This is a genomic window from Sporosarcina sp. P3 (assembly GCF_002743415.1).
Classification (GTDB): domain Bacteria; phylum Bacillota; class Bacilli; order Bacillales_A; family Planococcaceae; genus Sporosarcina; species Sporosarcina ureae_A.
In genome coordinates, this window is record NZ_PDZE01000022.1 from 1 (window position 1) to 12,721 (window position 12,721).

General features: G+C 39.4%; 20 protein-coding genes. 18 read left to right on the top strand and 2 right to left on the bottom strand.

Annotation, left to right across the window (positions count from 1 at the left end):
* Positions 1–166: 166 nt before the first annotated feature.
* Together CSV61_RS16015 and CSV61_RS16020 are read right to left on the bottom strand one after the other, a co-directional pair.
* Positions 167–1,363, bottom strand: coding sequence for a site-specific integrase (locus tag CSV61_RS16015; protein ID WP_099640043.1), 1,197 nt, complete (start codon positions 1,361–1,363; stop codon positions 167–169).
* A gap of 6 nt (positions 1,364–1,369) precedes the next feature.
* Positions 1,370–2,122: a helix-turn-helix domain-containing protein gene (locus CSV61_RS16020; RefSeq protein ID WP_099640044.1), complete on the bottom strand. Its 753-nt coding sequence runs from the start codon at positions 2,120–2,122 to the stop codon at positions 1,370–1,372.
* Positions 2,123–2,274: 152 nt separating this feature from the next.
* Here CSV61_RS16020 and CSV61_RS16025 point away from each other — a divergent pair, with 152 nt between their 5' ends.
* The 18 genes from CSV61_RS16025 (at position 2,275) to CSV61_RS16105 (ending at position 12,258) form a co-directional block, all read left to right on the top strand.
* Positions 2,275–2,463, top strand: a complete 189-nt coding sequence (locus tag CSV61_RS16025) for a helix-turn-helix domain-containing protein (protein ID WP_099640045.1) — start codon at positions 2,275–2,277, stop codon at positions 2,461–2,463.
* 205 nt (positions 2,464–2,668) lie between these two features.
* Positions 2,669–2,905 (top strand): hypothetical protein, encoded by a 237-nt coding sequence (locus tag CSV61_RS16030; RefSeq protein ID WP_099640046.1) that lies wholly within the window; start codon positions 2,669–2,671, stop codon positions 2,903–2,905.
* Positions 2,905–3,312, top strand: a complete 408-nt coding sequence (locus CSV61_RS16035; RefSeq protein WP_099640047.1) for a hypothetical protein — start codon at positions 2,905–2,907, stop codon at positions 3,310–3,312. The genes CSV61_RS16030 and CSV61_RS16035 overlap by 1 nt, the downstream gene beginning before the upstream one ends.
* Positions 3,309–3,764, top strand: coding sequence for a hypothetical protein (locus tag CSV61_RS16040; protein WP_099640048.1), 456 nt, complete (start codon positions 3,309–3,311; stop codon positions 3,762–3,764). Before CSV61_RS16035 ends, CSV61_RS16040 begins: the two co-directional genes overlap by 4 nt.
* 159 nt (positions 3,765–3,923) lie before the next feature.
* Positions 3,924–6,350 carry a phage/plasmid primase, P4 family gene (locus CSV61_RS16045; RefSeq protein ID WP_233193662.1) on the top strand — a complete coding sequence of 809 codons (2,427 nt, stop codon included), beginning with the start codon at positions 3,924–3,926 and terminating at the stop codon, positions 6,348–6,350.
* A gap of 313 nt (positions 6,351–6,663) precedes the next feature.
* Entirely contained in the window at positions 6,664–6,879 is a 216-nt protein-coding gene (locus tag CSV61_RS16050; protein ID WP_099640049.1) for a pathogenicity island protein, read from the top strand.
* Positions 6,876–7,208: a hypothetical protein gene (locus tag CSV61_RS16055; RefSeq protein ID WP_099640050.1), complete on the top strand. Its 333-nt coding sequence runs from the start codon at positions 6,876–6,878 to the stop codon at positions 7,206–7,208. Before CSV61_RS16050 ends, CSV61_RS16055 begins: the two co-directional genes overlap by 4 nt.
* Positions 7,205–7,549 carry a hypothetical protein gene (locus CSV61_RS16060; RefSeq protein ID WP_099640051.1) on the top strand — a complete coding sequence of 115 codons (345 nt, stop codon included), beginning with the start codon at positions 7,205–7,207 and terminating at the stop codon, positions 7,547–7,549. Before CSV61_RS16055 ends, CSV61_RS16060 begins: the two co-directional genes overlap by 4 nt.
* A 77-nt stretch (positions 7,550–7,626) precedes the next feature.
* On the top strand, positions 7,627–7,833 hold the full coding sequence (locus CSV61_RS16065) for a hypothetical protein (RefSeq protein WP_099640052.1): 207 nt from the start codon (positions 7,627–7,629) through the stop codon (positions 7,831–7,833).
* 11 nt (positions 7,834–7,844) lie between these two features.
* The gene (locus CSV61_RS16070) at positions 7,845–8,159 is read left to right on the top strand and encodes a hypothetical protein (RefSeq protein ID WP_099640053.1); all 315 of its coding nucleotides are present in this window, start codon (positions 7,845–7,847) and stop codon (positions 8,157–8,159) included.
* A 15-nt stretch (positions 8,160–8,174) separates the two neighbouring features.
* On the top strand, positions 8,175–8,816 hold the full coding sequence (locus CSV61_RS16075; protein ID WP_099640054.1) for a hypothetical protein: 642 nt from the start codon (positions 8,175–8,177) through the stop codon (positions 8,814–8,816).
* 32 nt (positions 8,817–8,848) lie between these two features.
* On the top strand, positions 8,849–9,424 hold the full coding sequence (locus CSV61_RS16080) for a hypothetical protein (RefSeq protein WP_099640055.1): 576 nt from the start codon (positions 8,849–8,851) through the stop codon (positions 9,422–9,424).
* A 23-nt stretch (positions 9,425–9,447) separates the two neighbouring features.
* Positions 9,448–9,798, top strand: coding sequence for a hypothetical protein (locus CSV61_RS16085; protein WP_099640056.1), 351 nt, complete (start codon positions 9,448–9,450; stop codon positions 9,796–9,798).
* Positions 9,795–10,073 carry a hypothetical protein gene (locus CSV61_RS16090; RefSeq protein WP_099640057.1) on the top strand — a complete coding sequence of 93 codons (279 nt, stop codon included), beginning with the start codon at positions 9,795–9,797 and terminating at the stop codon, positions 10,071–10,073. Before CSV61_RS16085 ends, CSV61_RS16090 begins: the two co-directional genes overlap by 4 nt.
* Before the next feature lie 2 nt (positions 10,074–10,075).
* A complete protein-coding gene (locus CSV61_RS16890) occupies positions 10,076–10,228 on the top strand; it encodes a hypothetical protein (RefSeq protein ID WP_158233872.1) in 153 nt (50 codons plus the stop codon).
* 117 nt (positions 10,229–10,345) lie between these two features.
* Positions 10,346–10,825, top strand: a complete 480-nt coding sequence (locus CSV61_RS16095) for a phage terminase small subunit P27 family (RefSeq protein ID WP_099640058.1) — start codon at positions 10,346–10,348, stop codon at positions 10,823–10,825.
* A 289-nt stretch (positions 10,826–11,114) separates the two neighbouring features.
* The gene (locus CSV61_RS16100; protein ID WP_099640059.1) at positions 11,115–11,651 is read left to right on the top strand and encodes a hypothetical protein; all 537 of its coding nucleotides are present in this window, start codon (positions 11,115–11,117) and stop codon (positions 11,649–11,651) included.
* A 247-nt stretch (positions 11,652–11,898) separates the two neighbouring features.
* On the top strand, positions 11,899–12,258 hold the full coding sequence (locus tag CSV61_RS16105) for a DUF6173 family protein (RefSeq protein WP_099640060.1): 360 nt from the start codon (positions 11,899–11,901) through the stop codon (positions 12,256–12,258).
* The last annotated feature ends 463 nt before the right edge of the window (positions 12,259–12,721 follow it).

Sequence of the window (12,721 nt, forward strand, 5' to 3'; positions counted from 1 at the left end):
CAGTCCTATTAGACCGAATGTCTAGGGGCTGTTTTTTTATGTCTTGGGGCTAAATTGGGGCTAAAAATTATTATAAAGCATTGTAAATCATGATATGAACATAAAAAAGGTTAATCCATTTCGGGCAAATGTAGTATGTGTTTGCCGTTTTGAATTAACCTTTTTATTATTCAACCTGTTTATTCCTGACTGGTCCGATACCTTCAAGTGTGGATGCAGCGTCTTGATCTGCCGAACGTAACAAATGACCATACACATCCATTGTGGTACTGATTTTGGAATGTCCAAGCCTTTCAGCTATCACCTTCGCATGTACGCCTCTTGCTATCTGAAGCGTAGCGAATGTATGTCGGAGATCGTGCAGCCGTATATAGCGCAGTTCAGCGCGTTCAGTGAATCGTTTCCACCAGGTACTTGGTGTGTCAGGGTAGAAGTGGGTTCCGTTTTCATTGCAGAATAACCATTCTTTTTCGTTTTCAATCCATCCTGATCCCATACGCAACTTTTCTTTTACCCAATGTTTTCGAAATCGATCCAGTTCATCCATTGTGGAATCAGGCAATGTAATAAGGCGATTAGACTTTCTAGTCTTCGGTTGCTTAATAAGCGCCCCAGTTTTCCCTTTAACAATGGTTGTTGATACGTCTATACATTTATTCACCTTGTCCACTTTGCCCCATTCCAGCCCCAACAATTCGCCCCTACGCAGTCCCGCGGTTAAAGCAAGAGTGAGAAATACCTGCCAGTAAATAGGTTCGTTTTCAGCAGCCGCAAATAAGGCTTTAATCTCATTCGGTTCGTATACGTTTAATTCATCTGATTGCGGCGCTTGTCTATCCGATGGTTTATTAACACTATCCATTGGATTAACCATGATTACTTTCCACTTCACAGCATATTTAAAGACGCTGCTCAACGTTTTGTACACTTCCACTTTTGAAGCAACAGACAAATCACCTTCTTTACCATCCTTCCTGGTCAATCCGTTCAATAGGTCAGCTAGTAGCAAAGGTTTGAATTGGTCCATTCTCACATGCGAGATAACGGGTAGTATGTGGCTTTTTAAAACGGTCATTCTGTTAATGTATGTTGTCTCCGATAATTCTTTATCCGCAAAATTCTTCTTCCATTCTTCCACGAATGTTGCGAACGTCATCTTTTCAGGTTTGATGTACGTTTCCGATAAAACATCCTCTTTGAACTTCAAATACTCATGCCGCAAATGTTCCTCTAACTTTTTAGGCGTAAACTTTTCCGTGACAGTATAAGTCATCCTTTTTCGAATGTACTTACCATTTGCATCCTTTCCAGCGGTGACAGTGAAGCGGTACGAGTTATCACCGCGTTTTTCAATGTTTGCCATGGTGGATCACTCCTGTTCTTTTTGAAATACGAGTTGAAGGATTTTTAAAGCACGTTCTTTGTCATATTGCGAAAGAACTTTTTTATTAAGAAGAATTTCTTCATCCATTGATAGTAAGTATTCAAGGGACAAAAATTGCTCTCTAGCTTCATCTTCAGAAATTTTTCTACTAGATACTTCACCATCTATATCGACCTTTTGATACTTTGGGTAACTGAATCGAATGTATTGTTTTGCTGCATACCCTTCTTCGTCAAACAGAACAATATCATATTTTTCTCCGTTACCCTCGGACAAGATTTGTATTTTTTCTTCAATTTTGTTCATTTCTTTTTCCAAATTCAAAATTTGTTCATCAAGCTGATTATTGTCTTTTATCAATTCTTCAGGAGCGGTCCCTCTTTTTTTCATATCTGAAATAATATCTTCTATTTTTGCTTTTGTAGTCATCAACGAGTTGTGTTGTTGCCAAAGGTCTTGTGAAAATTCTTTTAAATTTTCAAGAGTGATTTCATTTCTGTCAATTACTCCGCCTAAAACAGCAAGATCAAAATAATTATAATTTAGTGCATCAGCTACCTTTTTAATTATTTCTTTTGAGGGGGTTGATCTGGTTCCGTTTTCAACTTGCGACAAATAAGAGTGTGATACACCTGATCTTTCCGCTAATTCACGAATAGACATTTTAGCTTCATTCCTTATGTCTCTTTGTAATTTACCGTATTCAGTGACTTCTTTCACAGTAGCACCTTCTTCCACTTGTAATATTACTCATATTAACATTTTTTAATCACAATGTGTGCAAAAATAAAATAACTGTTTGCAAATTTTGCGGATATAAGTTATTATTTAATTAATCACATTGCACACACCAGTGTTCACATGTAATTAAAATAGAGGAGGTGCTTTAAATGCGAAACAAAATCATGACAGTCAAACAGACAGCAGAGTTTCTCGGTACATCTATTACGACCATTTACACAGCTTGCCGTGAAAATGAATTGCCGCACTTTCGTGTGAGGGGAAAAATTCTCTTCAATCGAGACATATTGGAATCTTGGACGCGCGGGGAATACCAGATGGAACAAACAGCCAAGTGATTCTTTTTTTATAGAAAGGGGTGATCCACAATGAAAGATTTCGCAAACGCACTAACCGGCACCGATTCACCAGAAGCAAACACGCTAGCAATTAATATTTTTTACGGAAGCTTGACGGTTATCACTTTTATTCTAGCGATTACTTTATAAAAGGAAAATGAGCTAGATTCAAAATGAATCAAAGAAATGAAGGGAGATCAAACAAATGGAAGAGAATATCGACAAATTAGCAATACACATTGAAACGATGGAAGGTATCCGCATGCTCTTAGAGGACGTGTTAGAGGACTTTACTGCTGCATCTATGTCAGTGGATTCAAAGCAACGTCACTATGAAGCAAGAGCGAAGCTTTCCACTCTTATCACACTCATGGGGTATACGCTGAAAGATTTAAACGATGAACAACAAAATATAAGTGATTCTAATAGGGGGAAGAAATGATGACAAAAACAGAACTTTTTAACGATGTAGAACTTTCTGATTCAGATTATACGGCACTAGGTAACATTCTTGATAATGGGGAAGGCGAAGCGGTTTCTTTATTAAAGGCATTCGCATTAGGTCAAAAATCAGTCGCTAAAAATAGCGGAATAAAACAATTTATAGAGGTGTTTCAAGTATTTAATATCTTTGACATAGCAGAAATGCTTGAAAATGCACTAGTGAAGGATCAGCCATATACGTTGTATGAACTTCAGAAAGATGGCTCAAATCGTCCACAACAGGTCTCTAGGGAATATTACCTTGACTTTATAATGAACAGTGCAATGGAAGGTTTATACGGGACATTGGAAAACTTTGTGGATGATGAGGGTAATTTTATTTTAACTGAGGAGGAAAGAGCATGAGACACAAAATTGAAGAACTACATGACCATATCACAGACCTAGGGCTTTTCTTGGAGACATTCCAACACACTCAATCTGAAATTAGTCAAATGACACAAGATGCAGATGCCAAGTTATACAAAGGATTACAGGAGTATTTCCTTTGGGATAATCACAGCTCTCTTAAAATGGCTGACGCTTTACTTTATCGCCTGGCGAAAGAACTGGCTGATATTCACAAACAAATGGAAGAAGTAACAGCTGCTCTTGATGTTCCAGCAAATCATTCCTATCCTTACGAAGAATTACAAACTATGTCACCAGACAGAGACAATGAGATTGCTATGCGCTATAACCGTAAAGCGTTTGTTTCTGAATTTGGCAGAGATCCTGAATCAGATGAAGAAATCAAAACGTGGATTGCTAGAGTAATTGCGAAAATTGACGAATCAGAGCAAATAAAAAAAGCCTAACCGATAGCGCGGAAAGGCTTGAAACATTCAGATTTAGTTTATCACAGTAATTCAGTTATCTCCACTCGGAACCGTGGCGAACATTGTCATGATGTGGAGATGATTTCTACACCTCTGGAGGGATGAAGAAAAATAAATTCCAGAAAAGAGTTGATTCATTTGCCTTTAATTATACAGCAAGATATAGATAAATTCAATAATGAAGAACAAGCCGTGCAAAGTATCGGTAGTTCACCGTCTGTACCGACAACATTCCCCACTGAACTAACCGACCTGAATCAGTGGGTACTATATAAGCTTGAACCAATAGTAGGAAAAGAAACATTTACAAAAATACCTTATCAAGCGAACGGTAAGAAAGCTTCTTCGACCGATCCGCAAACGTGGGCTAGTTACGAAGATGCATTGAAATGTTCTCATAAATTCAGCGGGATAGGCTTTGTACTAACTGAATCAGACCCTTACACGGTGCTGGATCTCGATGACTGCATAGTGAACGGTGTAATGAAAGATGAAGCTAAGACGCTGGTTGACACCTTGGGCAGCTATACAGAATACAGCCAAAGCGGAAACGGCATCCATGTTTTTTTAAAGGGCAGAAAGCCAGGCAAGCGGTCAAAGAATACCGCTAAAGGCATTGAACTATATGATAAAGAACGCTTTATAGTAATGACTGGAAACCACCTACAAGGTACGCCAACGGACGTACACGAGCGCCAAATGATACTTGACTATATCTATGATAGTTACTTTACACAGCCTGAAAAAGAGCCACAGACCATCAGGCAAACGGAACTAGAGCTTTCCCCTGCACTATCTGATGAGGAAATATTGAACATTGCATTCAGGGCGAAAAATGGCGAAGCGTTCAGGAAATTGTATGTCGGGGATTATTCAGCTTATGGCAGTCAAAGCGAAGCGGATATGGCTTTTACGAATATGTTGGCATTCTATACACAAGACGCGGAACAGATTGACCGTATTTTTACAGGTAGCGGCTTATACCGTGAAAAATGGAATCGTAAAGATTATAAAGCCTGGACGATACAGACAGCAATAGATGGACTTAACGCAACTTATCAGAAGCATGAGCAGCGGTTGAATAACTACCAAATAGATTTCAATGACAATGTGAAAGATTCGCCAAACATGGACCTTGAAAAAGTTTTAAGAGCCAGGCGTTTTGAAGAATTAGAAAAAATGGAAGAAGTATTAATGGCTGAATGGGTTGCAGGTGGATCAAAAGGTAAAGAGCCTAAAAAGCCTACAATGCTAACACCTATCAGATGTGCGCTTATTCTGCCTGAATATATCAGCTTTGCTTTGTTTGATTTAGAAGAAAACACTCGTCTTGCAATGTACCAGGCGAAAGAAGGTATCTATACCAGAAATATTACACTCATAAAGCGAGTGATTTCGTGGTTGGAACCGCAGCTGAATAACTCGAAAGCGGAAGATGTAATTTATCATTTGATGAATGCGGCAGAAACGAGAAAAAAAACGGAATCCAGATACTTAATTCCTGTGCAAAACGGCGTATTCAACCTGAAAACAAAACAACTGGAGCCGTTCAGTCCGAAATATGTTTTCACTACTAAAATTTCCACAGCGTATATAGAGAACCCATCTTTGCCGGTCATTGACGGCTGGGGTGTGGAGGATTGGTTTTCTTCTATAGCATGTGGGGATCAGGAGATTGTGAAACTACTGTGGCAAGTAATCAATGATTCTTTAAATGGAAACTATACAAGGCGAAAAGCAATTTTTCTTGTCGGTGAAGGGAACAACGGCAAGGGTACATTTCAGGAACTCATTATCAACTTGATAGGCGTTCAAAATATTGCATCCCTGAAAGTAAACGAATTTGAAGAACGATTCAAACTCAGCATGCTGGAAGGCAAGACAGCAGTTATCGGTGATGATGTACCGGCAAATGTTTATATAGATGATTCTTCAAACTTTAACAGTGTAGTGACTGGCGACCGTGTGAGCGTGGAATTTAAGAATAAGCCGATCTATACGACTGATTTTAAGTGCAGTGTGATTCAGTCGACAAACGGAATGCCGAAGTTCCGAAACAAGACACAAGGAACTATGCGGAGAATCATTATCGTTCCTTTCAATGCGGATTTTAACGGTAGCACAGAGAATTTCAAGATTAAAGATGAATACATCCGAAATGAAGAAGTTCTGCAGTACGTCTTGCATAAAGCGATTCATATGGACTTTGAGCGCTTTGATGTGCCAAAAGCTTCTGTACGCGAACTCGAAGTATTCCAGCAGGATAATGACCCGATACTTGATTTCAAATTGAATGTGTTTGATGGATGGAATATTCCAGAGGTTCCTAAATATATCGTTTATGAGTTTTATAAGCGCTTCTGTAATGGGAACGGTTATAAATTTGCTTCCGACAGACAATTCCACAAACAACTGAAAGTGCATTTAGGAAAGGAGTGGGAAGATTCTTTAAACAGGTTCGACATTGAATACCTGCAATTGTATCTGGGTGATTTAGAACGTCTCGAAATCAACATCAGAAACCCCCGTACCCCTGATGGTGCATATAAGATAATTGATAAATAAAAATAAGATTGTAAATGTAAATCTAACTGTAAACGAAAAAACAAATTTCATTTACAACGAGAAACCCTTTCATATCAAGCCGGGACGACATTTTGTAAATGAGTAAATGAAAATACCTTATATTTAGTAAATAAATTTAAACATTAGGGTTGTGTATATGTATATAAATAAAGAATTTCATCATTTACTCATTTACATTTACAAAAGCGCTAGCAAACAGCGCCGCATCAAAGGTTGTGGATGTAAATGGAGGTAATCGAAAAAGATAAATCTTATTTACATTTACAAATTAGACGCAAAGGAGAAATAGATAATGACTGAAAAAATAATCCAAATCATACCGGCTCCTGAAAATCTGTATGTGGTTCATGAAGATGAAGAAGGCAAATTTACAACCAAAGTGGTATGCCTGGCGCTGACTGGTGAAGGGGATGTGTTCATGATGGATTCAGATGATTATGGAACGATATCCGAGATTACGCCAAATCATGAAGGTATTAGATGGCATCAATTGGAGGGTACAGAATGAATAAACCCACCAATAAAGATTACGAACAACTAGAAAACTACTGGCATAATTACCCGAACGCTTCCCAACTCAAAGAAGAAGGTGAGCGGATCGACAGTGTAATTAGTAAGCAGTTCGAATCTATGGATGAAGAAACGCAAGGCATATTCAAGATGGCGATGGCTGTATCACTCGATATAGAGGAAGCGGAGGATTTACCCCTTACTGTGGAGCGGTTGGAATTCGTGAAGAATCAAGTCCTATCAGAAACCGCTCGATTAGTAATAGAAGATTTTAAAAAACATCAGGCTACCATCAGGCTGGCACTGCAAGGAGGGGAAAAGTCATGAACGATACCCAGCGATCTGTCTTAATGGTAGAAAACGCGTTGGAAGCAATAAAGAAAGTAGATGATGTATTTCAGCGGAAAGAAAGCGTGATCCGTATGAAGATGGAAGCGCTGCAGGACGATTTAAAGGAATTGACCGACCAATATAAGTATGCAGACAGTTTAATATTCGGCTTGGAGTTATTCAAAGAACTCTATCCACATGCGGAAGGTGGCATGTACCCTACTATCAATCTAAATGAGTTACGAGAGTTCCAAAATGTCCGTCTGAAACGCATGCAGGTTGTACTGAATACAAAGATACCAGGAATTGATGAATCGTTGATACGACAGCGTTTATAAGGTTTTTTAGATATCAATATAGTAAGTTTATTGGTATAATAGAATTAATAATAAAATAAAGAAGGGGAGGTAAAATGATGGTTGAAAAAATTAAACTTTCCAATGAAGCAAAGGCAGTACGAAATCAGTACAACCAAGAATATCGCGATCGTATGAACCAAAAACAACGCGAGAAACGTGCCGCCTATATGCGAGAGTATCGTGAAAAGAATCGTGAACGTATTCGACAACACCAAGCCGATTATTTGGAGCGACAGGCAAAGAAGAGAATAGCGGAAGAGTGAGAGGTGCGCTTATGAATCAACTTCGGTCAGCCGATTATGCCATTCTGCAAAGGTACTGGGTTAACTACGAAAAGATAGTAAAAGAACTCAATAGCGGAAAGTGTCGGGACGTTAAACGTACCCAGCGTATGAAGGAGATCACCGCTGTTATTGAATATCTGTTTAACTCATCAAGTGAAGATATGCAGAAAGTAATTCAACTTAGTTGGTGGCATAGAAACCAAGCGAGTGAGGTATCAGAAGATTTATTCCTTCCAGTCAGCAAAGTGAATCGTATGCAACGGGCTATCTTAGATGCTACAGCTAATTACTTACTGTGGATATAGAGAGGAGAGGTGAGAATGTATTGCGGATCACAAGAGGAGAACCGACAGCTAACCTACTATGAGCTTCAGCAGATGGCACAGGCGGAACAAGAAGCCGAACGACTAATAGAGCAAAGGCAAGAGTATTTCGATTCTTTGTATGACGATGTGCGTATCGGGTTTATGCCGTTTGATTTACTGACAGGGGACCGACCGGGAAGCGCGAACACCGAGAGTCAGGCACTAGAAATCATTGATAACAAGGCATCCTATGATTCGCATATTAAAAAGCTCCAGGCGCGGTATAGACGATGGAAAAAACTATTAAAGCAGTTCAGCGAGAAAGAGACAATTCTCTTCGTACAATACTTTGAACGTGGTGAGAATGTACCGCATGAAAAGATAGAAAAGTTACTTGATCGTATTCTCCCCCATGTGGAAGCATCCAACGAAGAAGAGGGAACGATACGTGACAAGCGAGCGGCAGAAGAGACTAGAGCTATACGCAGATTGCATTCGAATGATAGACGTTTAATAAATCAAGAACAGACAACAGGAAAGCTATTCCTAATAAATGGACAATTAATAGAAGCGACTGAAGAGGAATATCAGGCATATAAGGACAAGCAATCAGCTAACCAGGAAGCGTTCCGTGAAAAACTTTATTCGTGGGCTTAATACAAAATAGAAAAGGACAGGTGTTCAACATGATGAATCCAAACATTAATCTAAAGACAGTAAAGCAAGACCAAGCAAGGAGCAAACGATTCGCTGAATTAAAACAAATTGCAGATAAAGAAGTACTTAGGCAACAGCTATCAGCCCCAAAACTGAGCAAACAAGACCGGCAACAAATCGAAAAGATGATTGAACAGATTAAGAAAGATCATGAGTATACATTCTTCTGTGGAAGAGAGAAGGAACGTATTGAAGAACATTATCAATCTATTGGAAAGCCGGTTCCTTTTAATGAGTTGGTTGCACCAGGAGAAACAAGTGTCACGTTATTGGAAACAGCGTACCGCCGATCAACAGACTTGAAAAGAAAGGTATTCGAAATACTGAATACTTATAAAACATTTGCCCATCAGTATCCAGACCCGATGTTCGGAGGAGCTACGACTATTGCTAAAATGCATCGGTACGATAAACCAGATCCAGAAGTATTGCGGATTGAGAAGGAAGTCGAAGAGATGCGCAGTTATGGTGAACAGGAAATGCATGAGTTCAAAAAGTTAGGTGGAGATCCATCTTACTACATCGGCCCACACGAAAGAAATAATTAAACTATCGAAGGAGTGTTTCATAAATGACAGAACAACAATGTGTACCAACAATGCCAAAAGAAATTAAGCAACAACTTACAGAACTTATCGAGAAGGTAAAGACATTCAAGAATTATATTAAAGTCTATCAATCGCAAGAGGAAAGAACAGATGAAGCAATTAAGAATCAGTACACGGCATACTTGGAACTTCCAACAGTACGCAACAGGTTCACGCAGTTGATCCATCCGTACATCTACTACACCGTGTCGGAGTCAGGTCCTCATCTCACTACACGCACACCAGTCAGTCAACGCTATGAGGTTCCCGATGCCGAGGCTGTACTACTAGAGGAACGTATGTGGGACTTACTAGCGGAAGGAGTGGGACTATGACACACACAGAGCGCCGCGCATTCAGTATCAGACCCAAGACACCAGAGCAACGAGAGGTGGCACGCATGCGCCATCCATTGCTTGCGCATTACAGGAGCGAGATGACGACAGAACTACGACAGAGCGGGCTGACAGACCGACAGTGCGAGCAACAGATTGACTTGCGTATGATGCTGCATACTGATCCGCGTATAGCACGGATGGCAACACCGACGATGAAGCTTAGTGAAGGCGCTGTGAGACGTATCTTAGAAGAGACCAGAGGGCTGTTGTAACTATGGCAGAGCGTATAAAGGCAAGTCTATTCGTCAGTGGTCTGCTACTCATTTGCATAGCCTTGTTCGTTTATAGTTTGCCACTTGGACTTTTAGGAACAGGCGCGTGTGCAATCGTTGTGTCACTGATACTGGATTATGAACTGCAAGTATGAATAAGAGTCCCCCGCGCCTCTACAGCCCTTGTATGAAGCCGCGGATAGACCGGCGGGGAGTCTTCTTTAAGAATTTCGCCAGAAACTAACTTGGAATTTTAGAAAGGTGGTGTATAAATGGCTAGACCAAGAAAATTAAGCGCGGTATCGACTGGAAATATCAGCAAAGCGGAAATTGCTAAACGGCAAAAAGAAGAAGAGTCCTTACACGACTTTGAGCCAGTGTCACAAGAGCCCCCAGAATGGCTAAACGACACAGCGAAAGCTGAATACCTTCGAGTGATTCCACTTATGACAGGTTTGCCTATTGCGGCACTGGATGAAGCGTCTGTTGCTATGTATTGTGACTACTATTCGATGTATGTGGAAGCATCCCAAAGCGTGGAGCGTGAAGGGCGTACTATTACAGAAATTGATTCACAGGGGAATGACAAGCGACGGATCAACCCCGAATTTACTGTTATGACAGAAGCGGCTCGTATGGTGAGAGCGGTTGCTGGCAATATCGGACTAACCATTGATAGCAGGATGCGGATAATCGCACCAAAACTAGACAAAGCGAAAGATCCTTTTGCTGAAATGTTGGGGAATTATTAAATGGTAGAGAATGAAGGAAATAAACCGAATCCATTGATAGTGGGATTGTCGAAATACTTATCGCGAAGATCACGTATATGATTGACTGGGAGACAGCCTGCTTGATGTGGGCTGTTTTTTATTTGTATTCTAATAAGTTAAATTCCTGTTTCATTAAAACGATATTATCTGTGAAGATATGTCGAATATTGGTATAATGAAACTACGGATCAACAGAGACTGTTGAATATTAGAATGAGATGCATCGGGGGGTAAGTTAGACTGATGCGGTGGGAAGAGGGGGAGAATCTTGAATAAAAACGAATGGTTTGAATTATTTACCAAGGTTTTTAACACTGGACCCAGCAGAATTGATTATCTAATGTTAGCTATTACAACTATTTCGTCACTAGGTGTTGTGGTGACTGGTATCTTTACTTTCTTGGCTGCTCGCGCTGCAAGAGATGCCGTCAAAGCTAATATCACGATCTATAATGATGATAAGAGGGAAAGAGAGTTATTGTTAAGCCCTATTTTCGAAGTTCAAAACGCAGGTTTTGGAGTGGATACAAGTTTTGATTTAGTCAATGTGAATATTCAACATCCTGTTTCTATTACTTCAATCGGATTAAACATAGAAGAAAAAATATTTACAACCAAAAAAGTCTCGAATAACGTAATGAAATTTAATATAGAGAAATATCACATGAATGAACAGGAGTTGTTGCTTATTACTCTTTTTTATACAGCGCTAAATCATAGACGTTACAAAATCACTTTAAACGTAAGAAGAGATACCAGTACAATTTTTATTGATAATATTACTACACATTTAATAGAGAATTAGTCCACCCTGGCAAATCGGAGGACAACATTTGATAGCAGCATTGCGCTGTGTCGTTTGTTGTCTTCTTTTTATTTCTGCCATGATTTAGAGAAAGAGTAAAATGAAGATGTTTTCGAAGCGATTAATACAAAAAGATTATACTATCACCTATAGGATTTGATGAGTATATGATAGCTGGCATATTTCCGAGTGATAAAAAGAGGGAATTCACCTTCTTTGACGTATATTGTCAGTAGGAGGTGAGGCAATGTATCAAGGAATCGATTTTCAATCAGTTCAAAAAGACTTATCTGATACCAGAAAAGCAGATATGGCAGAAGGCTATTATGAAAGACTAGTAGAATTAATCAATGATTTTGATGGTGAGTTAGATCAAGCGCATGAGGTTGGAATGAGGTTAGTGAGTTTTGGTCAAACCGTACAATTTCATGTCGAAGATTTAGGTTTTTACAACCCAGGATTAATAATTTTCCATGGGGTGCAAGCCTCAGGCGAAAAAGTTCAACTTATGCAACATATCTCTCAGATTAGCTTTTTGTTGACAGCTGTTAAAAGATTAAATCCCGAACAACCAAAAAAGCGTATCGGATTTAATACTCAAGGTTAAGTATGTTAGCATCTCTATGGAGGTGCTTTTTCTATGCCTAAAATAAGGAAAGACTAAATTGGTTTTCAGTAGGGGTCAAGTTGACCACCACAGCCGTAAAGATGTTCACGCTTGTTCATGAGTACATTCCGAATTACAGGAACATACATAAGGTAGTTGCTCAATTGTGGGCGTGTACTCTTCGGTACGAGGTAGGAGGAAAACAATTCTTTCTGTTACTGTGGAAGATCAGCGACTAACAACGATTTTGTTGCCCTATTAAAGGTTGCTGAAATTAGCGAGTTTAAATGAGATATAAATAGCCATACGCAAGTTAAAGCACCCTGACCGATAAACTGTACCCTATAAGATGGACACTTTGAAAAAGTCCCTCTTATAGGGTATTTTTGTATATATATATATCGGGATTCTGGGGGCAATAAAATGACAAAACGAATATTTTCTAAACAGGAACAAGAGCGAC